This is a genomic window from Nostoc sp., from assembly GCF_036919815.1.
Taxonomy (GTDB): domain Bacteria; phylum Cyanobacteriota; class Cyanobacteriia; order Cyanobacteriales; family Nostocaceae; genus Nostoc.
In genome coordinates, this window is record NZ_JBALCE010000118.1 from 103,521 (window position 1) to 129,152 (window position 25,632).

A 25,632-nucleotide genomic window follows, 5' to 3' on the forward strand; every position below is an offset into this window, starting at 1 on the left:
CAGAAAACACTAGCATAGGGATGCTGGACTGTCATCCCAGCTGCTTTACTTTATTATTACCTATCTCCTTATTTCAGCATTACTCTGTTATGACCTTAACCCTTTACAATACCCTCACCCGTCGTCAAGAACCGTTTGAAACAGTCGAAACAGGCAAGGTTAAGATGTATTACTGCGGCGTGACGGTATATGATTACTGCCATTTGGGTCATGCTAGAGCTTGCATCGTTTGGGACGTAGTGCGCCGATACCTCCAGTTTATCGGTTATGAAGTCCGATATATCCAAAATTTTACTGATATTGATGACAAGATTCTGAATCGAGCCTGTGTTGAACATTCATCAATGGAGGCTGTAGCCGATCGCTTTATCAAAGCATATTTTGAGGATATGGCGCGGCTGGGGATCAAAGAAGCCGATGAGTATCCCCGCGCTACCCACACGATGAATGGCATTCAACGGTTAATTCACGAATTGGAAAATAAGGGTTTTGCCTACCCTGCTGACGGCGATGTGTATTATGCAGTACGACAGTTTCCTGAGTATGGCAAGCTTTCGGGACGCAAGCTAGAAGATATGCAAGCCGGGAAAAGCGATGTCTACGACGGGCGTAGCTGCGACGTCAACGTCGAAGATCCAGAGTACCAGAAAAAGAAAGATCCCTCTGATTTTGCTTTGTGGAAGGCAGCAAAACCGGGAGAACCTGCTTGGGAATCACCTTGGGGCGCAGGTCGTCCGGGGTGGCATATAGAATGCTCGGCAATGGTGCGCGATCGCTTGGGTGATACCATAGATATTCATGCTGGCGGTGCTGACTTAATTTTTCCCCACCATGAAAACGAAATTGCCCAATCTGAGGCTGTTACCGGAAAACCCTTAGCGCGTTACTGGTTACATAACGGCATGGTGAAGGTAGATGGTGAAAAAATGTCCAAATCTTTGGGCAATTTTACCACTATTAGAGACTTACTGGATCGAGGAGTTGACTCGATGGCGGTGCGGTTGTTCGTGCTAACCGCTCAATATGGCACACCTATAGATTTTACCGATGAAGCGATCGCCGCAGCAACCAACGGTTGGCACACAATTAAAGAAGGGTTACTCTTCGGCTACCAATACGGGAAAAAACTAGGCTGGGAAGTGGGAGCTGGCTCACTACTCCCTGAAACTGTTGAACGTTTCCAAGAAACTGTGAATAACGACTTTAATTTTCCTGGTGGGTTAACAGTGCTGTTTGAATTAGCCAAAGAACTGCGCCGTCAGGGAAATATTCTTGTGCATGAAGGGAAAACCGAAACTTCCCCTGAGGAGTTACAGCGTCAATGGCAAACTCTTGTTACATTAGCTGAAGTCTTAGGTTTAGAAGCCGAGATAGAAACACAACCTGAACCGAGTAGTGGTTTAAGCGATGCGGAAATTGAGGCGCGAATTCAGCAAAGGAAAGAAGCACGGATTGCGAAAAATTTTGCTGAAAGCGATCGCATTCGTGACGAACTCCAAGCAGAAGGTATTACGCTAATTGATAGCCGTGATGGCACACGCTGGCATCGGAATTAGAGGGGAGTGGGGAGTAGGGAAAGATGAGGGAGCAGGGGGAAAATTCCTCTCCTCTGTACCCTTTCCAATGCCCAATGCCCAATGCCCAATGCCCAATGCCCAATGCCCAATGCCCAATGCCCAATGCCCAATTCCCAATTCCTTAAATTATGTGGTCTGAACTTAAAAAAGCGATCGCTAGTTTCGATATTCCTGCTGATTGGATTGGTATTAGAGCCGTAAAGGAAACTTCTACTACCCGTTTAGTCCGTGACGCCTTACCCCAACTAAATGGCAAATCTTTCACTGTCGGAGCAATGCTGGAAGTTTTGGTAAATGGCTGTCTAGGTTATGCAGCAACTAACTCTTTGGAACTGTCTTCCCTACAAGCTGCTGCTCAAACAGCATATAAACAGGCGCTAGCAGCCAGTGAATGGTGGATACATCCCTTCGGTGAAAGTGAGCGCCCTAAAGTCGTTGGTGAATATAAATCTCCATTTCTTCAGCCATTGGATGCTCTGAGTCCGGGAGAAATCAATGATTTACTGGTTCGTATTTGCCAAACGTTGAAAGTTGACGACAAGATTGTGCAAACCATAGCTAGTGCTAGCACAACCGAAAGAGAATCTTGGTTTGTCAGCAGCAACGGCTCAGAAGTCTATCAAAAAATACTATCGATAGGCACTAATTATGGAGCCACTGCCCAAGATGGGGTGATTGTACAGCAGCGTAGCAACAACGGTTCGCAAGCAAACTGTTACCAAGGCGGACTAGAGCTTTTAAAACAAGAAGACTTATGGCATCGGGTGCGGCAAATTGGCGAACAAGCAATAGAACTCTTGACAGCAGAAGAATGCCCAACCACCCGCACCAACTTAGTGTTAGCCCCAGACCAAATGATGCTGCAAATCCATGAAAGTGTCGGGCATCCCTTAGAAATTGACCGAATTTTGGGAGATGAGCGTAACTATGCTGGGGGCAGCTTTGTTAATAAAAGTGATTTTGGCAACCTAGTATATGGTTCGCCACTGATGAACATTACTTTTGATCCTACCGTGCCTGGGGAATATGCCAGCTATGGTTTTGATGATACGGGGGCTGTAGCAACGCGGGAGTATTTGGTTAAAGAAGGTGTACTTCAACGGGGTTTGGGGAGCCTGGAGAGTCAAGCCAGAGCAGGTGTACCAGGAGTTGCCTGTGCCCGTGCTTCCTCATGGAATCGACCAGCGATCGATCGCATGGCAAACTTGAATTTAGAGCCTCTCAACGCCACCTTTGAAGACATTATTGGCGGGATAGAACACGGCGTTTATATGGAATCTAACCGATCTTGGTCAATTGACGATCGCCGCTACAAATTTCAATTTGGTTGTGAGTACGCCAAATTAATTGAAAACGGCAAATTCACCAAAACCCTCCGTAATCCTAACTATCGCGCCACAACACCAGAGTTTTGGCACAGCTTAACCCAAGTAGGGAATGTTGACAACTGGGAAATGTATGGTACTCCTTATTGTGGTAAAGGAGAACCAAATCAGGCCATTTGGGTAGGACACGGTTCACCAGTTTGTGTATTTGCTAATGTCGAAGTTTTTGGTGGAGGAACTTGAAAAAGTGCAAATTCAGGAATTATCTGCGCTAGAAATCAGCTTTAATCGACTGATTGAAACTCTACTTATCAAAAAAGTAGAAAATGAACAATTCACTGTAAGACTAAGCAGTGAAAGAAGTCAATTTACTCGTTTCAATCATGCAAAAGTACGACAAACTGGTTGTGTTGCTGATGGTTGGATCGAACTAACTTTGATGGCAGATCAACGTAGCAGTATTCGGCAGTTTCCCTTTACTGGAAATTGGGAGATAGATTGGCAGTTAGCATATACTGCTTTACAAGAACTACGTGAGGAACTTCTTGTATTACCTATCGATCCATATCTAGTTTTGCCATCAGGAAATAATACCAGTCGAAAACTACATTCTGGGAATTTATTGACGGCGGAAGCAGTAGTACCCAATGTGCTAGAACTAGTTACTGAATTGGATTTTACTGGGATATACGCTGGAGGTCTTATAATTAAAGCTTATGGTGATTCCAACGGGCAGAAACACTGGTTTGCTACTAATTCTTTTACCTTAGATTATTCTCTATTTACCACCGATGGACAAGCAGTTAAGGGCACATTTGCAGGGAGTAATTGGGATAAATCTGCATATATAGCCAAAATTAGCGAAGCCAAAAAGCAACTAGAACTACTTTCTCGCCCAGCTAAAGAATTGCCACGAGGACAGTACAAAACTTATTTTGCACCTGCTGCTGTTGCAGATTTATTAATGATGCTATCTTGGGGTTCTGTGAGCGAAGCTGATATTCAGCAAGGGAATAGTTCTTTAGCTGCTCTATGGCGTCAAGAAAAACAACTTTCGACTGCATTTAGTTTGAAAGAAAACTTTCAACGGGGATTAGTACCGCGATTTAATGAATTGGGAGAAATAGCAGCATTGGAGTTACCAATAATAGAAAAAGGAGATTTGGTAAATACTCTGGTGAATTCTCGGACTGCGAAGGAATATGAAAAAATTTCTAATGGTGCTAATGCTTCAGAGACTTTACGAGCGCCCGAAGTAAGTACAGGAAATTTACTATTTGAGCAGATTCTTCCGAGTTTAGATACAGGATTATATGTATCAAATTTGCATTACTTGAATTGGAGCGATCGCCAAACTGGTAGAATCACAGGCATGACCCGTTATGCTTGTTTTTGGGTAGAAAATGGAGAAATTATTGCCCCCATTGAAAACTTACGTTTTGATGAAAGTCTCTATCGCTTCTGGGGAGAAAACTTAGTAGATTTAACCACTTTTCAAGAATTCATTCCCGAAGTCGGAACATACGAAAGTCGCCAACTTGGAGGTAGTTTAGTTCCTGGTATGCTAGTGGAAGATTTTACATATACTTTGTAGTCGTCTTGTGTAAAAACACAGTATTCTTGGTAGAGACGCAAAATTTCACGTCTCTACACCAAATTTTAAAATCATCTATTTCTGTAAACTGCATTAATTACAATATCTTTGATGCTCAGGTAAAGAATTAATAGTAATAATAAAAATTGCTCAAATTGAAGAATTGGATCTAATCGCCAGCCTTGGAAAGTTAAAATAAACCCGCACAATAACATTATAATTGGCGTAAATATCGCTTGGATCATATAAAGTGCTAAAGCCCAACTCGTAAGTCTTGCTCCACGTTTGACTAGCCAAAATACCATAAAAATCAAGTAAACCACTCCTAAAAGCAAATAAATAATTCCCAGTATACTAGCTGAATTTGGTATACTAGATGAATTTCCTCCAAAGTTAACTTGAGCTAAAGTAAGCATTTTTGAAAAATCCTGTTTAATTACAAGCAAAAATTTTAAATCTATTACCAGATAGGTTCCAAAAAATCTTACTTAATCAAAATTGTTGGGTTAAGCAATAGCGAAACCCAACTTAGAATTTTTCCCCATCTCTCCTTAGAACCTCTATTTTTTCTTGCTAGGAGGTGAATTGCGCTGAGTGAGGTTATCAATTTGCAATTGTTGCCGTCCGTTGGTGATAATTCGCAACATATCTTTGAGATCCTGCTCGATATTTCCCAAAACGCCATCAGCATATACATCAGCACCATCTTCAATTTCTTGAGCATGAGCGATCGCAGTTTGTCGCATCTGGTCTAACTCTTGCTGACAAGCATACCGCTTGCGGTCAATCTCAGTGAGGGTTTCTTGCATTATGGCCTCACACTCTTGTTGCACTTGTCGCCGCAATTGTTCAGCTTCTTGTTGTGCCTGTTGAATAATATCGCTTTCAGCTAAAATTTGCGCTCTTTTTGCTTGCGCGACCTCAACAACCTGCTGTCCATACTCTTCCGCTTCCAGCAGAATTTCATCCTTTTGTTCCAGAATCACTGCTGCTTCTTGAAAAAGTGATGGTAAAGCCAGCCGGATGTAATCAAGCTTATCCAGCAACTTTTCTTCATCTATGAGTGTGCGTCCCGTCAGCGGAATCCTGAGACTAGAGAGAACCATTTCTTCTAGGCCGTTGAGTTCCTGCTGAATATCTATGCTTCCCTCTCCACCGAGATACTCTTTAGGGGGGGGATTGCTTCCGTTGAGATTGGGTTCAACATTGGAGAGTTGTGATTGTAGCATTGGTATATATCCAGGGCAATGTGTGGGGGAACGAGATGATCGATAGAGCCACCAAACCTTGCAATCTCTTTTACCACACTACTACTTAAAAAACTATACTCATTTGAGGTTGCGAGAAAAACTGTTTCTATTTCGGTAGAAAGAGTTTTATTAGTGTGAGCCATTTGCAGTTCCACTTCAAAATCTGACACAGCTCGTAAACCCCGCAGCAAAACTTGTGCTTGTCGCATTTGGGCATAGTTGACGGTAAGACCATCAAAGCTGTCTACTTCTACATTCGGTAGATGTTGTGTAGAATGACGGATCTGATCTAAGCGTTGCTGCACACTAAAAAGTGGCATTTTGTTAGGGTTCCGCAGTACAGCGACAATCACCCGCTCAAACAGGCGACTACCGCGCCCGATGAGGTCGAGGTGTCCCAAGGTGATGGGGTCGAAGCTACCAGGATAAATAGCAATCACAATTTTAAATATATCAAAGTTGTTTAGGTGATTATATCGAAACCGTTTTGTGTAACTTACTCAAATCTACCATCTTGCGTTCTCGGTAAGGATGCTTTCTTCAATTGTTTTAGTGGTACAAGTTATGCTCAACTAGGCGTTAGGAATTAGACTCCTAAATATGGCTACTGGATTTTTACCGACATCTTCACAATTCCATTGTGCTAGATTCAAGCGTAACTCCCCAGTATTCGAGACCCAAGAAACTCCGTACTTAGCAAAGTGCGCGAGTAGTTAACGAACTTTTCTAGGTAATTTTTCATGGCACTGGATTTTTCCACCTTGCCCTTGGCATTTCAATTTACTTCTCCAGGACCCATTCTGGTGAAAATAGGGTTTATAACTATCCGTTGGTATGGCTTATTGATTGCCACAGCAGTCTTAATTGGCGTCATGCTTTCCCAGGAATTGGCAAAGCGCCGTAATGTTAATCCGGAGTTGCTAGGCGATTTATTCTTTTGGTTGTTGATTGGGGCAATTCCTGGCGCACGGCTATATTACGTTTTTTTTGAGTGGTCAAAATATGCCCCAACTCCAGAAAAAATCTTCGCTATCTGGGAAGGAGGTATTGCCATTCACGGAGCAATTCTTGGTGGCGTTTTGGCTGCGTTAATTTTTGCTAAAATCAAGCAGGTTTCTTTCTGGCAACTGGCAGATTTAGTAGCGCCTTCGCTGATTTTAGGGCAGGCGATCGGACGTTGGGGCAATTTCTTCAACTCCGAAGCTTTTGGCGCTCCTAGTGATTTACCTTGGAAGCTGTATATTCCACCAGACCATCGTCCTTTAGAATATGCTAGTTTCGATTACTTTCATCCCACCTTCCTCTACGAATCTCTGTGGGATTTAATGGTGTTTACGCTATTAATAACGTTGTTTTTCCGGTCTTTATCCGGTAAGCCACGCCTGAAGGTAGGCACGCTGTTTCTAGTTTACTGGCCAGCCTACAGCTTAGGACGCTTGTGGATTGAAGGCTTTCGCACTGATAGCTTGATGCTAGGGCCATTACGGATGGCACAAGTAGTCAGTAGTCTAGGAATTTTATTGGGATTAGTTGGATTAGCTTGGCTTTACTTACTCAAACGCCCTTTACCCGATGTAGTTCCTACTCCTAAGGGAAATGGGGAGATGAGGGGATGAGGGGAGTAGGGAGTGGGGGGACAAGGGGGACAAGGAGAATAAATAACCAATGCCTTATGCCCAATCACTAAAAAATAAAAAATGCCCCAGAGTATTCTCTAGGGCTTAACCAGGGTGCATCTACCATTACTCTCTACTAAGGAAAGAGGGTGAATCCGGAAAGATACTGAGAAAATGCCAAAAAAATTTTTGGGGGAATTGCCGTGTGTTCTTTTAAAGGTGAATATACAGAAAACCTGAAGGATAAAAAAACACTATATGCTGTAGAACCATCTGTGTATATTGTGGGAGCCGGCCCTGGAGATCCTGATTTGTTAACGGTGAAGGCGCAGAAACTACTGGCTGTTGCTGATGTGATTTTATTTGCTGATTCTTTAGTACCCGAACAGATTTTAGAACTTTGCCGAAAAGATGCGGAGATAATTAGAACTGCGAATCAGACTTTAGAAGAGATTTTGCCGATGATGATCGATAGGGTGCGATCGCAGCATAAATCTGTAGTCCGTCTCCATTCTGGCGATCCTAGTCTCTACAGCGCCATCCACGAGCAAATGCACCTCCTAAGAGAGGCAAATATCCCTTTTGAAGTTATACCTGGGATCAGCGCCTTTCAAGCGGCGGCTGCCAAACTCAAAATAGAACTAACTGTCCCCGGTTTAGTCCAAACTATCATTTTGACCCGCATCAGTGGACGTACAGAAGTCCCCGCCAATGAGGAATTAGCAAGTCTCGCAGCGCATCAGGCTAGCCTCTGCCTATATCTCAGTGCGCGTCACGTCGAAAATGCCCAAGCTAAACTACTCGAACATTACCCACTCGAAACCCCGATTGCAATTTGCTTTCGCATCGGCTGGCCTGATGAAAAAATTAAAGTTGTTCCTCTGAATGAAATGGCGGAATGTACTCATAAAGAAAAACTAATTCGCACTACACTTTATATAATCAGTCCGGCACTCTCGACAGCAACAGGGCGATCGCGTTTATATCATCCCGAACATAGTCATCTATTTCGCTCATCTCATCATTAAATGTTGGGGCATTGGGCAATGAGGCAGATGAGCGGAGTTCCGAGAGAGATGAATCAGTAGACCTCTTGCAAAAGTCCCTAACACCTGACCTCCAACCCCTCCCCTTGCTAAGGCTACGGTATACACCACAAGTCGAATTACCCCCCTTAATCCCCCCTTGGAAAGGGGGGAAATGAGATTTCTAGTTCCCTCCCCAATCCATCGGGGAGGGTTAGGGTGGGGTAAAACCTTAGTTAGTTTAGTTAGTTAGCTAATTCAAGCTTGTGTGTACACCTTAGCCTTAAGGGGAGGGGAGATAAAGCCTAGCTTTGGCGGGGTAGGGTTCTTATTTTTGATTTATGCAAGAGGTCTAGTCTCTAATTCTCCTTATCCCCTACTCCCCATCTGCCTAATCTTTGTACCCTGTACCTCTTCGTTTCGATAAAATTAACAGTGTAAATAAAGTCCAAAATTCTAATTTCGATGCTATGCCATTAATTAAAGTGCAAACTTCCGTATCTGCTCCTCAAAAGACCGAAGTTGAATCAATGCTTTTAAACCTATCAGCGAAGTTAGCGAAACATTTGGGAAAACCAGAATCATATATTATGACTGCTTTTGAAGCAGGAATTCCCATGACCTTTGCAGCGAATACAGACCCAGTTTGCTACATTGAAATTAAGAGTGTTGGCACGATGAAGCCAGACCAAACCGCAGCGATGAGTCAGGACTTTTGCCAGGAGATTAACGAAACTCTAGGCGTGCCTCAAAATCGCATTTACATAGAATTTGCAGACGCCAAGGGTGCAATGTGGGGCTGGAACGGCAAAACCTTTGGTTAATTACCCATCTTCTTTGGTCAAGACTAAGTTAATCTGGCAGGTGTAGGATAGAGATCATACATCAACTCTTGATTTTTTATGTCTGCTACGCCTCTTGTATCTCAAGTTGAGTTACACAACCCAGAAAAATTAGAATTAATTCCACCTCTACTAGGTGCGACTGTTACCGAGTTGACTACTTGGGTACAGCAGCAGAGACAACCTGCTTACAGAGGAAAGCAACTGCATGAATGGATCTATGACAAGGGGGTGCGATCGCTATCTGATATTTCTGTCTTCCCTAAGCATTGGCGTGCAGAACTAGCAGAAATTCCGATTGGGCGCTCAATTTTACATTACCGCTCTGTGGCACCCGATAGCACAGTAAAATATCTTTTACGATTAACAGACGGACAAATTATTGAAACTGTTGGTATCCCAACCTTCGCGGAAAGGGGAGAAGGCCCCAAATCGCGTTTGACGGTTTGCGTCTCGACTCAGGTGGGTTGCCCAATGGCGTGTGATTTCTGCGCTACTGGTAAAGGAGGCTACAAACGCAACCTAGCACGGCATGAAATTGTCGATCAGGTGTTGACTGTACAAGAAGATTTTCAGCAACGGGTTAGCAATGTCGTGTTTATGGGACTGGGTGAACCGTTGTTGAATACTGAGAATGTCCTAGCAGCCGTGAAATGCCTGAATCAAGATGTCGGTATTGGGCAGCGATCGCTTACAGTTTCTACAGTTGGGATTCGCGATCGCATCCGTGAATTCGCGCAAAACCATTTGCAAATCACTCTGGCTGTGAGTCTCCACGCCCCCAACCAAGCACTGCGAGAAAAACTCATCCCCAGCGCCCGCGCCTATCCTCTAGAAGATTTACTGGCTGAATGTCGAGAATATGTGGAAATCACTGGCCGCCGCCTTACTTTTGAATATGTTCTCCTCGCTGGTGTTAACGATTTACCAGAACATGCATTAGAACTTTCAAAATGCCTACGAGGATTCCAAAGTCATGTAAATTTGATTCCCTATAATCCCATTCAAGAGGTAGACTATAAACGCCCTAACCGCGATCGCATTCAAGCATTTGTCAACGTCCTCAAGCAGCAAAATACTGCTGTTAGTGTTCGTTATTCCCGTGGTTTAGAAGCCGATGCTGCTTGCGGACAACTAAGAGCAAGTAAGAATTAAACCTGCTCTACTTAGTAAAATGAATTACTTTTATCTCACAGATACTTAGCAATACTGCTCGGTTCAGAAATTTAAGGGTTCGCTGATGTAGTGAACTGAAACAGGATATTAATAGAGGGATAGCTATGCCAACTTCTTCATATTCAGTTCTCAAACCTTACATTGCTGCTGATTTGAAAGTGGATTTAGATCAAGAAGATATCCTAAATTTTCCTATTTCTACTTCCAGTCCAGCCATCAAAGCAAATAGTTATTACTTTGGGCATCCAGAATGGGCAAAAAACTATTTTGAAAACTGTCATCGTGATCAAATGTTCAAGTCCTGCTGGGAAGCGGCTACGGGCAGTTGGGATCATAAAATTGTTGTAGACATTGGTTGTGGCCCGGGCAACTTGTATGCAACCCTTGGCGGAAAACCACAATTGTTAATTGGTGTAGATATTAGCTATGGGGCTTTGTCTATGGCTCAACGTCTTGGCTATATACCAGTGAAGGCAGATGCCCACCAACTTCCTTTCATTTCTAATTTTGCTGATATGGTAGTACTTAATGCTACACTCCATCACTGTGACTACATGGATGTCGTGTTGGAGGAAGCAGCGCGTTTAGTGCGTCCAGGCGGCATCCTAATCACAGATCACGACCCTCAGTTGACTGCTTGGAACTTCCAAGGATTAGGTTTGTGGTTATGGAACTTTCGCTTATGGCTATATCGGCTAATCAAACGAGGAGGTCATACTTCAGCAGCAGAGCAAACTTGGGGATTAGCAACTGAGGTTCATCACCGACCTGGGGATGGAGTAACGCCAGACCTCTACTACAAAATTCTGGAGCCACTTGGCTTTAATGTCAAGGTTTATCCCCACAACCATACCTGTGGTGCAGAAGTATTGCAAGGTAATTACGGTGAATCTGACAAGAAGTATCGCTTCGCTCAATCCTGCTCTGGTATCAATCCTAATTCACCAGAAGCGGCCTTATCGCTTATGTGTATTGCCACACGCCAATGATCTAAATAATTGTATGTTGAATCGCTCATTACTGCTTAAATTATGGTTATTAGTGATTGTGCTTGCAAAAGCTTTGCCGATCAATTCTCCTGCTTATGCAGAAATAATTCAGACGAATCCTCGGCAACCTGAGTCTTTAGAAGAAAGAATGAGACAACAACAAGAGCAGCAAAATCAGCAAACACAAGAACAATTTCAGGAAACATGGCTTCGTTTACAGCTTCAGCAACCACAACTACAACAACAACAGCTACTACAACAGCAAGAATTTACACGACAACAGCAAGAACTGATACGCCAGCAACAACTGAGGCTACAACAGGAAGAAACGAGACTACAACAGCAACAATTTACACAACAGCAACAACTCAGACTACAACAGCAACAACTCAGACAAGATCAAGAACTTAGACAACAGCAACAATTTAGATTAGAAGAACAGAGGCGACAGCTACAATTCAGACAACAGAAGAACAACCTTTGAAGGGTTCCAAATTTCTGAGAAAAAACTTTATGATTAAAAATTGGAGAATCTTTTCTCTAATTTTTAATTTCTATTATCTAGCGGTGTGCGTAAATGCCAGGGGCATAAGCCTCAATGACTTTCCCAGTGCGAGTGCAACTAATCATCAAGTAGTCACAACTTGGGCATTGTGTGCGAGTTAATTGACTATCAAAAATATAATAACGCTCCGCATGACTACCACAATTTGGGCAGTAAATCTTTTGTACTGTCTGCATTTTAAAACTCCTGTTTGTAATTATTTTTTACTTAGTAAAGCTACAAGTTAAACCAGGAAAAATTCTGGTTCGACCCAACTTAACAAACTGCCGTAATATTTGGTTGATTATCTTAAACAAAATTTCAGATTGGAAAATTTTTCGATATCTCTATCTATTATTCTAGAATTAAGTGATTCTACCCTCCTACTTTAGATACAGAAATTATTTTTCAATTAGATGCTGCTTAGAGATTTACTGATCCCTATAATTAATCCCTTGAGAGAGCCTTATTTATAGTTATTTCAGACGACTATAAAAAAAGCCGTTCTTGTATTCAAAAATTAAAACCCGAAAATTACTGTATCTTTAGTAACAAAATTTTTATCTTAAGATTTAGTTAACAAAGTTTGGGGGGTTAATTCACATACATCTACAGGGAGGCAGCACGTTTTGATGCCTAATTAAAATTACTGTTACAAAACGTAATTGCAAATTCGTTTAATAGACTTCTTACATAAATCAAAAAAAGAACCCCACCCCGCCTTTGACTTACGTCAAATTCTCCCCGCAGGGGGGGAGGGGTGTTAGGAACTTTTGCAAGAGGTCTAATATTTGCTGGCAATATTGATAAATTTTAAAACCTCGTTTCTAGCCTCTGGCTGGAAATGCTCCTCATTGCGGCTCTGCCGCGAGTCAGGGAGGCGGAGCCTCAAAATAGGCATTCCCAGTCTCCGACTGGGAACGAGATGAAGAGTGCTGAGTAAAAAGTGCTGTTAGCGATAGCGGGGCGTTTAGCCCGTGCTGAGTAAAAAGACCACGCCACTTTCTTGTGGGGTATCAACCAACTCCATAAAAGAAAAGATTCCACGCCACAAGAGGTGGGGCAAAAACCCAAGTTCAAAAGTAGTGAGTACTTCTTAATTTACTCAGCACGGGCTAAACCATAGCTATCCGCTAACAGGACTCAGCACTCAGTACTGAGTCGGTAAATGTGGGTAACGACAAGTATTCAAGGTAAGAGTGGGAGTTGTCAGTTTAAGCAGGATGAAAATAATCGTAAATTTCTTGAGCCAAACGCGGCCCAATTCCTGCTACTTCAGCTAGTTGTGTGGGTGTTGCTTGCCGAATATAATCAACTGAGCGAAAATGCCCTAGTAGCTGCTTTTGTCGATGATGCCCTAAACCAGGAATTTCATCTAAACGCGATCGCTTCAATTTATCACTGCGCTGCTGACGATGGAAACTGACTGCAAACCGATGCGCTTCATCCCGCAGCCGCCGCAATAACTGTACTCCTGGTTGTTCTGCATCAGTTATCAAGGGTTGAGATTCTCCCGGTAAAAAAATCTCTTCTCGCTGCTTTGCTAAACTCACAACTCGCAAGTCTTCTAATAAATTCATCTCTTGCAAGATGGCGATAACTGATGATAATTGACCTTTACCACCATCAATCATGATTAAATCAGGCCAGTCGGGATTACCCAAACGTGCTAATTGCTGATCTTCGCCATACTTGCGAAACCGTCGCCCAATAACTTCAGCAAGACTGGCAAAATCATCTGAATGTCCTGCTGTCACTGTGGGATTTTTAATTTTGTAGTGACGATAATGCTGTTTGGCGGGTAATCCGTCGATAAACACAACTTGCGAAGCTACAGCATTTGATCCTTGAATATGGGAAATGTCATAACCTTCGATGCGGTGGGGTACATCTGGTAAATCGAGAATGGTGGCTAAATCTTGCATTGCTTGGTGATTGCGATCGCCAAATTTTTGCATTCTTTGCAATTCATACTGAGCATTTCGCTCTACCATCTCAATTAATTCTGCCTTAGTTTGCCGCAAAGGAGTTAAAATTGTAACTTTTTTACCTTTACGTTGAGTTAAGACATCCGCCAATATCTCACCATCTGGTAAATCATGCTGCACCAAAATTTCTATGGGTATTTCCACTGAGTCAGCAGTTTGATAATGTTCCTCTAAAACGCGTTGTAAAATAGCCCCCGGTTCCGCGTGAGCATCTGCCACAAACGCTAAACGTCCTACCAATTGGCCAGCGCGAATCTGGAATAGTTGAATGCAAGCGTGCTGTTCGTTGGCTGCCAGTGCGATGCCTGACGGCAAGGCTAACGCCACCGCATCCCGCGAAACTGTATCATCTGGTAAGGAAACTTTTTGGTCAGCTGTCAGCGACTTTAACCCAGAAATTTGATCACGAATTCGCGCTGCTAACTCAAAATTCAAGTCCTGAGCGGCTGCGTTCATCTGTTGGGTCAAAATATGCATCAGTTCCTGAGTTCGACCTTGGAAGACCATCGCCACCTTTTGCACAATTTTGCGATATTCTTCTGGTGAAGTCATCTGTTGACACACACCTGGACAACGCCCTAAATCATAATTTAAGCAAGGACGGTCTTTAAAAAGTGGTTGAGGTCGTTGTCGCTGTGGGAAGATGCGCTTGCAGATGCGGACAATTTCTCGTAATAAACCAGCATCAGTATAAGGCCCATAAAATTTATCCTTTTCCTTGCCAAATTGACGTTTACGGGTAATAAAAATTCGCGGATAATCTTCTGACCAAGTGATGCAGAGATAGGGATATTTTTTATCATCTTTGAGCAACACGTTAAAGTATGGCTGGTGCTGCTTGATCAGATTGGCTTCTAGCGCTAGCGCTTCGGCTTCAGTATCAGTGACGATGAATTCAATTTCTGTCACCAACTTGACCATCGTGGCGATGCGTTCACTCTTGTTGTAGCCATCCCGGAAATAGGAACGGACACGCGATCGCAACTTACGTGATTTACCTATATATATAATGCGATCGCTCTTGTCCCGCATGAAATAAACCCCCGGTTCGGGTGGAATTTCGGCTAGACGGTTTTCCAGTCGTTCTGGTTCTTTAACCAGTGGTAATATTTCAGTAGATATTGTCACAATCCAAATTAGGTAATCTTTCTCTATTTTAAGAAAAATTATTTTTTCGTGCCGATTTAACCGACTATTTGTCAAGTAAATATAAAGTTGAAAATATTCATCAAAAAAGGGAGCTGTTAGCTCCCTGATTTATTTGTAGTTTTGAACCCGCAATCTTAAATAGACGCTTTTTTAAATTTGCGTTGGCTAGCAAACACGCCAGCCACACCCAACAGACCAAGCATTACTGATGGTTCGGGGACTGCTGCGGGATCTACACCTTTGATAGGGACTTCATAATTACCACTATGGGATATGCCATCACTTTTTTCAACTAAACCAGACTGGGTAGCTTTAAAGCTATACAGGTAGTCAGTCTTGCCGTCATAAGTGTATTTGACTAGTTCACTTGCTTGTAATGGAGATGTAAATAGGTTAGACGGCAGTCCTATAAGGGGTGCCGCATTATAGTGACCGGCTAAACCAATACTGATTAAACCACTGGTGTCATCTTGATTGACATAGGAAATATTCGGGTCACTAAAGCGTTCAAATCCGCCACTTGTAAGAAACTTACTAAACAAAGTCTGTTGAGTATAGCCCAACCCAACGAGTAAATTACTAGTGATATTATTAGAACTTAAAACCTGGTTAAACCAGGTGTTAGCTAAGTTATTTAACCCATAAGTCGTAGTTGTTTTGCCGACTCCAAACCAGTCATCTGAAGTGAGGCTGCTTAGAGTCAGGGTTTTGCCACCGATTGTGCCTGTCAAAGCGGTGTTCTTGGTAAAATTAAAACCAGTTTGTTCACTACTAGCAGCTAGCTCCACATTTCCAGTAGGATTGGCGGCGTTTCCATCCAGGACTTTTTGTACATTTGCACTGGTATTTGCTACTAAAAAGGTATTTGTAGCATTGGAATCATAGACTAAATAATCACTGGCTGCTGTTCCACCAATAGTAGCGCCAGTGAGGGTTCCAGCCTGTGCTGGGACAGTTGCAAGAGCGTTCACACCAATAGCGATTGAGGCACCAATTACAAGTTTCTGAAAAGTCATTTTCATTTTTTCAAGTCTCTGTCAGTTTGGAAATTAAGTTTTAAACTACTGCCGTTTTTAGGCTTGGGCTGTCTTGACTACAGGCTTTTTGGCAATACGGCGGCTTTTAAGCGCGACCTGCATTATTAGCTGTCTTTGGTAGTTAAGCGTACAAACCCAGTTTAAGAAACGCGGAGACCTGATTGGGTAAAGTTACTGCTGAGTATCAATAAAAAGATGACGAAGATTCGATGTTTTATACGTTGAATTACATATTTTTTCAAATTTTTCTAGTTATAAAAATACATTCCCATATTTTAAGTTCAGTATAATACGGTGATTCGTAGGGGCGCACAGCTTTTATTGGTGTCAACTTAAACTGAAAGCCAGATACAATACTTAAAGAATTGTGTGAATGTTTTGCGACTCGAAATCGTATTGAAGTTAGTGTTCCGACCATGCACCGTGTGCTTCAGAAGTTGGATTTTACCACTAAAAAAAATACTGTATGCCAGTGAGCAACATAGTAAACGAATGAAGAGTGCTGAGTGTTGTCAATCAGATGCGTTTTGAATATAGTCCAATTTTAGAATTGTCATACTTCAAATGATCAGAGTTAATACTTACGTATTGAAAAATAAGTTTATATACAACAACGCTTCAGATGACTTTTAAATAAAACTGATAAGCTATGCACTACCCACTATTTAATAGTTAGATTCAGGTATTGACACAATGCTTTATCAATATCTTACTGAATTTTATATATTGTTTATTGTAAGCAACGTTACAGCGTTGGAATTTTCACGCATAAGCCAATAATGCTCCCTATTCAACTGATCTACACCAACGTGTCTAAGTTTCAGTTTAGTTTTTTAGTAGGCTCAATCTGCGCCCTTAGCGCTTGTATTAATCTACCAGCAGCAGCTTTACCAGGGCAAGACGCTCAGACAGTAATACTATGGTCACATGATCATCAGTTGATTGCTGGACTCATGCCTAGCATCAAATTACAAACGGCAGAACCCGATTTTCAGTCTACATCTAAGTGCCTTGGCAACGAGTTAAGTTTTTTCGTTTGGTCACCTAATGGCTTGGTGAGCCAAGAACTCGTCGATTATCGATCTAGTGATACGTCTTTCAATTTCGATCCGAAGAATTCAGCCGGAATTAATCTGATTCGACAAGTGTACGATTCTATGATCGCTTAAGATTTTGCTTCTTCCATCCTGATATATCAGAGAAACGATAATACTCTCAGACCCAGTTTTTACCGAGGCAAGCGTTACGGATATATCACGAAACACTTTCGTAATCTGCGTGAACACAGAACTCAGGATGTGTCACAGTTAACAGTAGTGCCTCTGGATCAACTAAAAAACGAAATTCAAATCGATAAAAAAACACCTAACTATTGATTCTAACTGAGCAGTACATTTGTGGTATACCCAACTGAAAAGCGCTGTAACTTGACACCAATGCACAACTGTGCGTCCCTACCGAGTGTTCTATCCATAGACTTTGCCACCAAAAATCCTTGGCGTTCAGCTGGAGAAGAAATTTAATCAAGGAACTGGGCCATTCTTTCCACGGCAGTTTCTAACAAAGGTGGCTCATGCACCAAGGCAAAACGGACATACCCCTCTCCAGATTTGCCAAAACCCGCACCTGGGGAAGCGGCTACACCAGTTTGTTTGACTAGCTGAATACAAAATTCTATGGAGTTTTGACTCCAAGCTGAGGGCAACTTTGCCCAGATGTACATTGTGGCTTGGGGAGTAGGAACGTTCCAGCCAATGCGGTGTAAAGCACTGATAAAAGCATCACGCCGCCCCTGGAAGGTAGCGACAGCAGATTTTACCCCAGATTGAGGGCCAGTCAGGGCAGCGATCGCACCATTCAAAATCCCCCGATATTGATTAAAATCAACTACGGCTTTGATCTGGCGTAAGGCGTTAATTAACTGGGCATTACCGATGGCGTAGCCAATGCGGAAGCCGCCCATATTGTAGGACTTGGAAAGGGTGAAAAATTCAATTGAGACGCTTTTCTCTGGATCAGCTTGCAGAATTGAAGGGACTAGGGATTTTGGATTGCCAGAATAATCTGCCCACTCTCCAGTTTCCCCGAATACCAAATCTACGTAGGGGAAATCGTGAACTAGGACGAGATTGTGTTGTTGACAGAAAGCGACAGCTTCTTGGAAGAATGATATTGGTGCGATCGCGGCTGTGGGATTATGAGGATAACTTAATACCATCATCCGCGACTGAGCCAAGACTGGGGCAGGAATATCAGCAAACACTGGTAAAAAAGCGTTTTCTGCCCGTAGTGGCATTGGGTAGATTTGACCACTGGCGAGGTAGACTCCCCCGGCGTGAGAGGGATAACCTGGATCGAGCAACAGGGCAAAATCTCCGGGATTGAGTATTGCTAAGGGTAAATGGGCGGTACCTTCTTGAGAACCAATCAGAGGTAGTACTTCAGTTTCGGGATCAACTTTGATGCCAAATTTTTGTTCATACCACTTGGCTGCGGCTTGGCGAAATCCTTGTGTGCCATTAAACAACAGATAACCGTGGGTAGTGCGATCGTGAAGTGAATGGGCGATCGCCTCAATGACATGTGCCTCGGCTGGTAAATCAGAAGACCCCAACGACAAATCAATTACCTCTCGTCCAGATGCCAAAGCGATTGCCTTGGCTCTGTCCATATCAGCAAATACATTAGATTGCAGGGGTTGTAAACGCTTTGCAAATTGCATATTAGTCATTTGTCCTTTGTCCCCGTCCCTTGCGCGTCTCTCTTTGCCTTTTGTCATTAGTCATTTGCTAATGACTAATGACTAATGACTAATTACTATTTAAGTGCGTATCTAGGAGAGCGAGTAATTTATCTTTGCCGATAACTCCCTCAGTGGATATCAAAACTTCCTGTCCTTGAAATAGTCTGAGGGCGGGTACACCTTCGACTTGGTACTGCTTAACAGTCAGGGGGTTGGGGTCAATTTCCATTTTCACGACTTTGAGGCGATCGCTATATTCGATGGCAGCTGAAGCGATCGCGGGCGACATCAATTGACAAGGCCCACACCAGTCAGCCCAAAAGTAAACTAATACAGGCTGCTCGGCTTTTAACACTTCGGTTTCAAACTCAGCATCAGTTATGGTGATTACAGCCTTACTCATTCCAGTCTCCATCAGGTGGCGATCAAACTTGGCACACACAATACTTTATCCCAAAGTCGTCAATAGTCCATAATCAATAATTCCTAGTTATTAGGACTGTTAACTATTGACTAATGACATAAAATCCCACAACCAACAGGCGTGGGACTGGCTCAAATAATTTTTCGGTCAATTTTACAATTGATCCAATTGCTTGCGTAAGGAATCCAACTCGGCATCAACTACCTCATTAGACTTAGGAGTAGGAGTAGTACTTTGTTGTTGCGGTGGCAGTTGGGGTTGATTTTGGGGAGTAGCGGGTGGTAACATTTGCGCTTTCAAAGCTGCCAATTCATCATCAACATCGCTACCACCTTCCAACTGGGCAAATTGGGTTTCTAAATCTGCACCTGCTAACTCTCCTAGCGCCTGGGCGCGGGATTCTTGGATTAAGACTTTTTCTTCCATCCGCTCGAAGGCAGACATTGCACTGCTGGTATTCATCCCACTTACCATGCCTTGGAGTTGCTCTTGGGCTTTGGCAGTGGTGATTCTGGCTCTGAGCATTTCTTTCTTGGTCTTAGCCTCAGAAATTTTGCTTTCCAGCTGCATTAAGTTGCGCTTCAGGGTTTCAACTTGAGTGCTTTGGGTATCTAAACTAGCTTTGAGGGCACCACTGGTATCCGTATAAGTCTTTTTGCGCTCTAAAGCTTGTCGTGCTAAATTTTCATCACCTTTTTGCAGCGCCAGTTGAGCATTGCGTTGCCACTTATTGATTTCATTTTCTGCATCTTTGTACTGTTTTTCACTGCGTTTTTGGGCGGCGATCGTCTGGGCTACTCCCTGACGCAGCTGTACCAAGTCTTCCTGCATTTCCAGGATGGCTTGTTCTAGCATTTTTTCCGGGTCTTCGGCTTTGTTAACCAGGTCGTTGAGGTTAGAACTAACTACTCGCTTAATGCGATCGAATAATCCCATAACTTTGTTTTTCCTTGTCTGGTTTACGCTTTTTGTTGGACAGTTAGCTTTTTTACTTTTTAATAGCTACCTATTTAAATGTAATCTTTCCGCTTTGAATCAGTACCTCCTAACAACTCTTAATTGTTAAGATATCTCCAAACTGCGGTAATTAGCCGAACTTCAAGAATCCTGAGTTTTGGGTTGCTGTTGGGGAGGCGGCGCTGGCTTCTGGTTCTCCTCAGTCAGGAGACTGTTGTGCTGTGTGTTTTCTGCCTGGTTTAAAACCTGCACCTTCATCGCTGCTAATTCCGCATCTACATCATTAGATTCCAAAGAAGTAAATTGTGTTTCCAAGTCGTTGCCACTGAGTTGAGCGATCGCTTCTGATTTAGCTTCTATCTGCAAAACTTTTTCTTCCATCCGCTCAAAAGCACTCAGACTGCTGGTAGCAGAAACTCCGCCGAGCATTTCTTGGAGGCGATAAGACGCTTCGGCAGAACGGGCGCGAGCAATATACATATCTTTTTTAGTTTTTGCCTCGCCAATTTTTAACTCTAGCGATCGCATATCCTTTTTTAGCCTACCTACTATCTCGTTTTGCTGCTCTATCTGGGAAAAGAGGGCTGTAGTGGTTTCTTTATAAGCTTGGCGCTTAGTCAAAGCTTCGCGTGCTAGAGGTTCGCTGCCTTGTTGCAGGGCTAATTGGGCGCGGCGATACCATTCTTCTGTTTGAGACTGAGCTGCCCCCGCCTGTCGTTCGGTGCGTTTTTGGGTAGCGATCGCTTGGGCGACACCCTGCCGCAACCGCACCAGATTTTCCTGCATTTCCAGGACAGTTTGCTCCAGAATCTTTTCTGGATCTTCTGCACCACCGATCAAACTATTGAGATTAGCGCGAATCACCCGCAGGATACGCTTGATAAATTCCATGTCCGCTCTCCATTCACGAAACTCAGTAATGAGTGCTGAGTGCTGAGTCCTGAGTGCTGAGTATAAGATTTTTTGTTGTCGGGTAGTTATGCAGTGGTGAATGCTCAGTTAGAGTCCTGAGTATAAGATTTTTTGTCGTCGGGTCGTAAACAAGCAAGATTTTGCCTCTATTACTTCAGCACTCTTCACTTTTCACTTATTGACTCAGCACTCAGCACTCAGCACTGTTATCTTATGGTATCGTAGATTTTTGCAACTCATGGCTGCTGAACCCGTGCGTTAATTCCCTTTCCCTGTAACAGTTGCATCTGTTGTTTTACTTGCGCTTTAGTTTTAAAAGCACCCAGATAAATCAATTCTTTGTTGGCTGATAAATAAGCATCAGGAACTACTCGCCGTGCTGAAGCTAAAGCCGCGCCATTATTATCTATCACTACATGATAAAACCCATCTGTTGCTGGTTTGATTTCTGCATTCAGCTTTGGCGAGGTTGTTGCCGTTGAAGTGGGAGGCAAATTCAGGGGAGGCAAAGGCTGTACCGTCGGTACTGGTGCTAAAGCGATCGGATTTGTCGGTTTTAGGGCTGTGTTGGGGCTAGGCAATGCCGCTTGAGGATTTGCGGGGTTTTGGGGAACGACTGGATTAGGCACTACTGCGAGGGTTGATTGGACTTTGGGTTGTAAGCCAACTACATCATTGGGATCTCTTACCTCAGGAAACTCTTGGGCAGCTAGATTAGGATACTTGGGTATAGAACTGCTTGGTGGCTGGATTTGAGGTTGGACATTACTCTCAACTTCCTGAGTATTTTCTGGTGCGGCAGACGAGTTACCGTTAAACAACTTGCCTAAATTCCATTGTGGCAAGCTTTTGGGATTGAACACTATATAACCCAAGGTAAGACTCGCCACCAATAGCAGCAACATCGAGCCGATACCCAAAGGTGATAGCAGACTATCGTTATAATTGCTTGGCTTCTTGGTTTCTGGTGGTTCTTCTTTCAGACTTCGCAACAGTGCCTCACTAGATTCTAAATAGTCATCTGGCTGCTTAGGAGTGTCATCTAGCTGCAAGAGATTTTCGCTTTTAGTATTTTTAACGACTGTTGGCACGATGCTGCTAGTAAGGTTGGACGGGGGTGGTGGTAGTTGAGTTTCTGTTTTAGCAGAATCTGAGTTAGAGGTGACATTGAGATTATTCAGTTCCTCAGTATTTGCCGTAGCTGGCGCTGGGTTGATCTCAGGATTCACAGCTACAGATGCAGGTGGCACGTCAATTTTTGCCGTAGCTGGCGCTGGGGTTGCCTGATGATTCACAGGTATACATGCAGGCGGCACGTTAGTTTTAATTTCCGTTACTGATGACTGAGTTGTGCCGGATGTTGTCGGAATGCCAGTCAACGGCTGGGTTTGACTGCTCATATAACTTGTAACACGGGGCTGGTTAGATGACACCAAACCAGTTCGCGTGCGTCGGTATCGAGTTAACTCTTGATCTAGCGGCACCTCTAAACTCGCTAGTGCTGCTGCTAGTGCTGGTTTCAACCCAGGTGTTTTAGAGGATTGAGTACCGGAATCGTTCAGGGGGTTTTGAGTCATTGCCTCTGTGCCTCAAACATAGACTGCTGGAATTAACTTTAGATATATTTGTGACAATAGTAACGGAAATTATAAAGACTGGGCATGAGGCAATTCAATTTTGGATTTTGGATTAAATTTCAATCTAAAATCTAAAATCTAAAATCTAAAATCTAAAATTCTTACTCCCCACTTTTAACGATGTCATTGAAATCAATTAATGATATTTTAGGCGTTCTAGAAAAGCAGGCTAAATGGCAAGAGCAACCATTTCAACTTCTGCTGAAGTTTTGGGCAGAAGTTGTTGGCCCAGTAGTTGCCGCACATACTCGACCATTGTCGATTCAGCGCGATGTTTTATGGGTAGCAACTTCTAGTGCTGCTTGGGCGCAAAACCTGACTTTTGGTCGCTCGTCTATGCTTTTAAAGTTGAATAAAAAGCTGTCAACACCTTTGGTTGATATTCGCTTCTCTACTGCTAGCTGGCAGAATCCATCTGTGGAGAGAAAACAGCAACAAACAGTTTCGCCCGATGAACATCCCAGTTACCTTGGTGATGAGATTAGCCGCCCTGATGTTACACCCACTAAGGATGTAAATGCTGCTTTTGGACATTGGACTAAGATCATGCGATCGCGATCGCATGGCTTACCCCTTTGTCCTCAGTGTCAATCTCCCACCCCGCCCGGCGAACTCCAACGCTGGGCAGTCTGTTCTGTCTGTGCTGCTAAACAGTTTTGAAGGAATCAGACATCAAACAACCGTTGCTTTGGGTGTCACCGTGATCATCACGGTAGTTGACCATTTGAATTAATCTTTCTTCTTTTGGCTGACTTCTCGCCGCCCATATTTCAGAACACTTGACATCCAAACTAACTCGTCCATGAAGCTTTCCATGCGACGAATGTAGGTTGGTTTGTCAATTAAATTGCCCGACTGATCAAATAGTTTCTGAACGTTGCTAAAGTTGAGGTCATAAAAAATAGTTATTAGCCCCAACTCCCGCATCACAGGTAAGAGGTTTTGGATTACCCTTGTGCCACCAAAGGGGCCTGCTGAAACGCCACATAGTCCAACGGCTTTATGAATGTATTCTTTGAGGCAGGTATCAAGGACGTGTTTGAGCAAACCCGGATAACCGTGATTATACTCTGGTGTAACGATAATTAATCCATCTGCTCGCTCAATAGTTGCAGAAAATTGAGGGTCTTTGAGTGATTCTCCTGCATCATCTGTAGCGATCGCAATATTTCTAATATCGATTAGTTCGGTTTCTAGGCGATCGTCTGCTGCAACCTGCTCCACAATAAATTTAGCAACGTATTCACTTTGGCGGCCTTGACGGGGAGTGCCAAGAATCACTGGAATAAATAAGGATGGATCTGACATAGTTTTTTTCTCGCTACTGCTCCTGATAATTCCAAAGTAGCCCACCATCCACAAAGAAAGTGCTACCTGTATGTAATGTAGTCACCATTAGAAGATGCCAGAAACGCCACTAAGGACGCAATATCTTGCGGTTGACCTAAAGACCAAGAGGAATATTTTGTCATAACGCACCTAGCTTTTCTGGATCATTCCACAGCTTGGTATTAATCGGAGTTTCTATCGCTATCGTTGCAATGTTATGATATCGCTTATTTCTACCTGTTAAATTGTTGTATAAGTTTACATTTAGTTAAGTAAAATTTCTTAATTTTGTTGTATGCAAATAACAGATGTCTCTATTGACATACTCCCCGCCCTACAAGGGCAGGGATTCTAAGCTCAAACAGCAATTGCAGTCTCGGACTGTCTAACATCACCTAACTTAATAGTCGATGCCCCGACTATTTGAATATTTTTGGCGGCGTTTTCATCACGTCCATTTACAGACTGACAACAGCAGCAGCGCCACTCTCTAACAGACAAATCAAGACTCTCTAAAAGGTGTCCACAACTAGAACAAGTCTTACTAGATGGATACCATCGATCTATGTATACCAATTGCTTATGTTTTTTCTTGGCAACCCATTGCAGGATTTGTAGAAACTCCCCAAAAGCTAAGTCTGATATTTTACGCCCCCAAAGGCGTTGCATCCCTCTAAGGTTTAAAGTCTCAAAACATAAAACATCGAACTTATCTGTTAGTTCGTGTGCTAGTTTCCAAAACCAATCACGACGAGAATTAGAAATATCCTCGTACTTTCGGACTAGATTTTTCCTTGCTTTTTCTCTGTTAGCTGACCCTTTCAACTTTTTGGAGTGATGGCGACTAGCTTTCTTAATCGCATTGAGAGACTGTTTTAAAAATTGCGGAGACTCAATTTTTGTATCATCAGAGCAAGTAAGAAATGTTTTTAGACCAAAATCAAAGCCAGCGATTTTACCTGTCTTAACTTTAAATTCTGGTTCAGCGCAATTATCAACAACCACAACCAAAAACAACTCACCTAATGGTGTGCGCTTAATGGTTAGTGTTTTGACTGTTCCCTCTATCTGTCTGGACTGACAAAACTGATATACCCGACTTCCGATTTTAATTCGATTACCACCTAGAAACTTATAACCAGCTTGTTTTAGGGTAAATGACTTGTATTTACGAACCTTCTTAAATCCTGGTGGACAACAGCCATTTTTATTGTGGCTAAAAAATAGTTGGTAGACTTTCTCAATGCGCTGACAGATATCTTGCACCGCTTGAGAACCTACTAATTGCCAAAAAGAATTACGTTTTCGCACCTTGGCGATATGAGACTGAAGTTTTGCACAGTTTAAGTGTTTACCCCACATCCGATAATATCTTTTGTGAAGAGCAATACAATGGTTGTAAATTACCCCAGCAGCATTGATTGAGCGTTTGAGGTATCTATTGGCCTTGTGTTGGTACAACTTAAACTTTAATGTCTTCATGCTAATATCGTATATCATTTAGATATATAATGCCAT

General features: G+C 43.0%; 25 protein-coding genes. 12 read left to right on the top strand and 13 right to left on the bottom strand.

Translation table 11 applies throughout. The features are described from left to right. Positions 1-89: 89 nt before the first annotated feature. Genes cysS through V7K15_RS26825 form a run of 4 tightly spaced genes read left to right on the top strand, consistent with a single transcriptional unit; the run spans position 90 to position 4,496 of the window. On the top strand, positions 90-1,556 hold the full coding sequence (cysS, locus tag V7K15_RS26810) for a cysteine--tRNA ligase (RefSeq protein WP_334910517.1): 1,467 nt from the start codon (positions 90-92) through the stop codon (positions 1,554-1,556). Beyond that, positions 1,531-1,716: a histidine kinase gene (locus V7K15_RS26815; RefSeq protein ID WP_334910519.1), complete on the top strand. Its 186-nt coding sequence runs from the start codon at positions 1,531-1,533 to the stop codon at positions 1,714-1,716. Before cysS ends, V7K15_RS26815 begins: the two co-directional genes overlap by 26 nt. Next, positions 1,706-3,145: a TldD/PmbA family protein gene (locus tag V7K15_RS26820; protein ID WP_334910521.1), complete on the top strand. Its 1,440-nt coding sequence runs from the start codon at positions 1,706-1,708 to the stop codon at positions 3,143-3,145. Before V7K15_RS26815 ends, V7K15_RS26820 begins: the two co-directional genes overlap by 11 nt. 4 nt (positions 3,146-3,149) lie before the next feature. After that, positions 3,150-4,496: a TldD/PmbA family protein gene (locus tag V7K15_RS26825; protein ID WP_334910646.1), complete on the top strand. Its 1,347-nt coding sequence runs from the start codon at positions 3,150-3,152 to the stop codon at positions 4,494-4,496. A 71-nt stretch (positions 4,497-4,567) separates the two neighbouring features. On the opposite strand, the gene V7K15_RS26830 is transcribed toward V7K15_RS26825, so the two are convergent. From V7K15_RS26830 to coaD, 3 genes are all read right to left on the bottom strand, one after another. Further along, positions 4,568-4,912 carry a Ycf66 family protein gene (locus V7K15_RS26830; RefSeq protein WP_334910523.1) on the bottom strand — a complete coding sequence of 115 codons (345 nt, stop codon included), beginning with the start codon at positions 4,910-4,912 and terminating at the stop codon, positions 4,568-4,570. 144 nt (positions 4,913-5,056) lie between these two features. After that, the gene (locus V7K15_RS26835) at positions 5,057-5,725 is read right to left on the bottom strand and encodes a DivIVA domain-containing protein (protein WP_334910525.1); all 669 of its coding nucleotides are present in this window, start codon (positions 5,723-5,725) and stop codon (positions 5,057-5,059) included. Continuing rightward, a complete protein-coding gene (gene coaD, locus V7K15_RS26840) occupies positions 5,635-6,186 on the bottom strand; it encodes a pantetheine-phosphate adenylyltransferase (RefSeq protein WP_334910527.1) in 552 nt (183 codons plus the stop codon). Before coaD ends, V7K15_RS26835 begins: the two co-directional genes overlap by 91 nt. 300 nt (positions 6,187-6,486) lie before the next feature. Here coaD and lgt point away from each other — a divergent pair, with 300 nt between their 5' ends. The 6 genes from lgt to V7K15_RS26870 all read left to right on the top strand — a co-directional run bounded on the left by lgt (position 6,487) and on the right by V7K15_RS26870 (position 11,878). Further along, complete coding sequence (lgt, locus tag V7K15_RS26845; protein WP_334910529.1) at positions 6,487-7,362, top strand: prolipoprotein diacylglyceryl transferase; 876 nt, start codon at positions 6,487-6,489, stop codon at positions 7,360-7,362. Positions 7,363-7,565: 203 nt separating this feature from the next. Next, positions 7,566-8,390, top strand: coding sequence for a precorrin-4 C(11)-methyltransferase (cobM, locus tag V7K15_RS26850; RefSeq protein ID WP_334910531.1), 825 nt, complete (start codon positions 7,566-7,568; stop codon positions 8,388-8,390). A gap of 467 nt (positions 8,391-8,857) precedes the next feature. After that, positions 8,858-9,211, top strand: coding sequence for a phenylpyruvate tautomerase MIF-related protein (locus V7K15_RS26855; protein ID WP_334910533.1), 354 nt, complete (start codon positions 8,858-8,860; stop codon positions 9,209-9,211). Positions 9,212-9,289: 78 nt separating this feature from the next. Beyond that, a complete protein-coding gene (gene rlmN, locus V7K15_RS26860; protein WP_334910535.1) occupies positions 9,290-10,384 on the top strand; it encodes a 23S rRNA (adenine(2503)-C(2))-methyltransferase RlmN in 1,095 nt (364 codons plus the stop codon). Between the two features lie 125 nt (positions 10,385-10,509). After that, positions 10,510-11,394, top strand: a complete 885-nt coding sequence (locus V7K15_RS26865; protein ID WP_334910537.1) for a class I SAM-dependent methyltransferase — start codon at positions 10,510-10,512, stop codon at positions 11,392-11,394. A 13-nt stretch (positions 11,395-11,407) separates the two neighbouring features. Further along, a complete protein-coding gene (locus tag V7K15_RS26870; RefSeq protein WP_334910539.1) occupies positions 11,408-11,878 on the top strand; it encodes a hypothetical protein in 471 nt (156 codons plus the stop codon). A gap of 77 nt (positions 11,879-11,955) precedes the next feature. On the opposite strand, the gene V7K15_RS26875 is transcribed toward V7K15_RS26870, so the two are convergent. The 3 genes from V7K15_RS26875 to V7K15_RS26885 form a co-directional block, all read right to left on the bottom strand. Further along, positions 11,956-12,135, bottom strand: coding sequence for a replication restart DNA helicase PriA (locus V7K15_RS26875; protein ID WP_334691117.1), 180 nt, complete (start codon positions 12,133-12,135; stop codon positions 11,956-11,958). A 1,017-nt stretch (positions 12,136-13,152) separates the two neighbouring features. Beyond that, entirely contained in the window at positions 13,153-15,054 is a 1,902-nt protein-coding gene (gene uvrC / locus V7K15_RS26880; protein WP_334910541.1) for an excinuclease ABC subunit UvrC, read from the bottom strand. Positions 15,055-15,209: 155 nt separating this feature from the next. Continuing rightward, complete coding sequence (locus V7K15_RS26885) at positions 15,210-16,091, bottom strand: NF038130 family PEP-CTERM protein (RefSeq protein ID WP_334910543.1); 882 nt, start codon at positions 16,089-16,091, stop codon at positions 15,210-15,212. Positions 16,092-16,891: 800 nt separating this feature from the next. Here V7K15_RS26885 and V7K15_RS26890 point away from each other — a divergent pair. Then, positions 16,892-17,281 carry a hypothetical protein gene (locus V7K15_RS26890; RefSeq protein ID WP_334910545.1) on the top strand — a complete coding sequence of 130 codons (390 nt, stop codon included), beginning with the start codon at positions 16,892-16,894 and terminating at the stop codon, positions 17,279-17,281. Between the two features lie 350 nt (positions 17,282-17,631). On the opposite strand, the gene V7K15_RS26895 is transcribed toward V7K15_RS26890, so the two are convergent. The 5 genes from V7K15_RS26895 to V7K15_RS26915 form a co-directional block, all read right to left on the bottom strand. Further along, complete coding sequence (locus V7K15_RS26895) at positions 17,632-18,843, bottom strand: LL-diaminopimelate aminotransferase (RefSeq protein WP_334910547.1); 1,212 nt, start codon at positions 18,841-18,843, stop codon at positions 17,632-17,634. A gap of 79 nt (positions 18,844-18,922) precedes the next feature. Beyond that, positions 18,923-19,258, bottom strand: a complete 336-nt coding sequence (locus V7K15_RS26900) for a thioredoxin family protein (protein ID WP_334910549.1) — start codon at positions 19,256-19,258, stop codon at positions 18,923-18,925. A 174-nt stretch (positions 19,259-19,432) separates the two neighbouring features. Then, complete coding sequence (locus V7K15_RS26905) at positions 19,433-20,215, bottom strand: PspA/IM30 family protein (protein WP_334910551.1); 783 nt, start codon at positions 20,213-20,215, stop codon at positions 19,433-19,435. Positions 20,216-20,377: 162 nt separating this feature from the next. Next, on the bottom strand, positions 20,378-21,127 hold the full coding sequence (locus V7K15_RS26910; RefSeq protein ID WP_334910553.1) for a PspA/IM30 family protein: 750 nt from the start codon (positions 21,125-21,127) through the stop codon (positions 20,378-20,380). A gap of 257 nt (positions 21,128-21,384) precedes the next feature. Beyond that, complete coding sequence (locus V7K15_RS26915; RefSeq protein ID WP_334910555.1) at positions 21,385-22,725, bottom strand: hypothetical protein; 1,341 nt, start codon at positions 22,723-22,725, stop codon at positions 21,385-21,387. Positions 22,726-22,905: 180 nt separating this feature from the next. Here V7K15_RS26915 and V7K15_RS26920 point away from each other — a divergent pair, with 180 nt between their 5' ends. Beyond that, positions 22,906-23,445 (top strand): DUF721 domain-containing protein, encoded by a 540-nt coding sequence (locus tag V7K15_RS26920; protein ID WP_334910556.1) that lies wholly within the window; start codon positions 22,906-22,908, stop codon positions 23,443-23,445. Positions 23,446-23,514: 69 nt separating this feature from the next. Here the strand turns inward: V7K15_RS26920 and V7K15_RS26925 are convergent, their stop codons facing one another. Beyond that, the gene (locus V7K15_RS26925) at positions 23,515-24,093 is read right to left on the bottom strand and encodes an NADPH-dependent FMN reductase (protein WP_334910557.1); all 579 of its coding nucleotides are present in this window, start codon (positions 24,091-24,093) and stop codon (positions 23,515-23,517) included. 378 nt (positions 24,094-24,471) lie between these two features. Next, complete coding sequence (locus V7K15_RS26930; RefSeq protein ID WP_334910558.1) at positions 24,472-25,596, bottom strand: RNA-guided endonuclease InsQ/TnpB family protein; 1,125 nt, start codon at positions 25,594-25,596, stop codon at positions 24,472-24,474. Positions 25,597-25,632: the final 36 nt, after the last annotated feature.